Source organism: Streptomyces sp. NPDC101166 (genome assembly GCF_044768125.1).
GTDB lineage: Bacteria > Actinomycetota > Actinomycetes > Streptomycetales > Streptomycetaceae > Streptomyces.
This window is the reverse complement of record NZ_JBIWPF010000126.1, coordinates 1-1412: the sequence shown is the minus strand read 5'-3', so window position 1 is coordinate 1412 and position 1412 is coordinate 1. Positions and strand designations below refer to the sequence as shown.

The 1412-nt window shown below is 72.7% G+C and carries 1 protein-coding gene; it reads right to left on the bottom strand.

Annotation, left to right across the window (positions count from 1 at the left end; translation table 11 throughout):
- Nucleotides 1-1412 (bottom strand): condensation domain-containing protein (locus tag ACIRS4_RS36990; RefSeq protein WP_404204467.1); only part of this gene is annotated, 1412 nt, incomplete at both ends.

Sequence of the window (1412 nt, the reverse complement as noted above, 5' to 3'; positions counted from 1 at the left end):
TGCGCCTCGAACAGCTCCGGCAGCGAACCGGACGGCACCTCGACCGCCGTGTCGTTCCACTCCACCAGCACCCGCCCGCGCTCCTGCTCGCCGAGCACCCGGATCGTGTGCAGCGGCAGGTCGGGCCCGCCGTCGAGCGCGGATTCCAGGGCGTGCAGGAGGTGTTCGACGGTCGTTCGGGTCAGGGCGGTCACGGCCGCGGGGTCGATGGGTTCGGCCGCGTCGACGGACAGGCTGATGCGGTCGCCGTTGTCGTCGACGACGAGCGCCAGCGGGTAGTTGGACATCTCCCGGGCGAAGAGCAGACGTATGCCGTCCAGAGCGGCGTCCCAGCTGGCCTCGGCGTCCTGGCCGACATTGTGCCGGTAGTTGAGGAAGGAGGTGAACAGGGGGGTGTCGCCGGTGACCCCGCTGGCGCGCTGGGCGACGGCGAGCGGTGCGTGCTCGTGTTCGAGGAGTTCGGCGAGCTGTCCGCGCAGGGCGGACAGCGCCTCCAGCACTCCGAGCTCACCGGTGCGGGCGCGGACCGGGAGCATGTTCATGAAGGGGCCGGGCACGCGGTCGGCGCCGCGGCCGGCGTTCATCCGGCCGAGCAGGACGGTGCCGAAGACGACGTCGTCGCGGCCGCTGACGGCGGCGAGTACCCGGGCCCAGGCGACGTGCAGCACCGTGGCCGTGCTGACACCGGCCCGTTGTGCCGCAATGCGCAGGCGGGTGGTCAGGTCCTCTTCGAGGGGCAGCAGGGCAAGGCGCGCGTCCGAGCCGTCGCCGCGTACGTCGGCGAGTCCGTAGGGGGCGGTGGGTTCGGTGACGTCGCCGAGGAGGTCGGTGAAGTAGCGTTCGTGGTCGGCGCGTTCGACTCCGCCGCGCACCTGGGCGACGAAGGTGCGGAAGGGCAGCGGCTCGGGCAGTTCGTCGCCGCGCCCGGCGAGGATCGCCTCGACCTCGTCGAGGACGATCTGCAGCGCGGTGTGGTCGCGGACCAGGTGATGCATACGCAGCAGCACGAGCAGCCGCCCGTCGCTCGCGGGGGCCACGTGCAGGTCGAGCAGTGGTGCGCGGCCGAGGTCCATGCGTGCGCCGCCGGCGGCGACGAGTGCGCGCACCGGGTCGGCGGACCGCGGGGCGAGGTCGATCTCGGCCACGGGCAGGGTGGCGTGGCGCCAGACGACCTGGACCGGCTCGCGCAGTCCGGTCCACACCAGCGAGGTGCGGAAGATGTCGTGCCGGTCGACGACCCGCTGGAGGGCGTCGGCGAAGGCCGCGACGCGCTCCCTCGAGTCGAACTCGAAGACGGCCGGCATGACGTACGCGTCGTCGCCGCCGTCGGCGAGGATGTGGTGGAAGAGCAGGCCTTCCTGGAGCGGGGCCAGCGGGTAGACGTCGGCGACGTTCGCCGCGCCTCCGTGCAC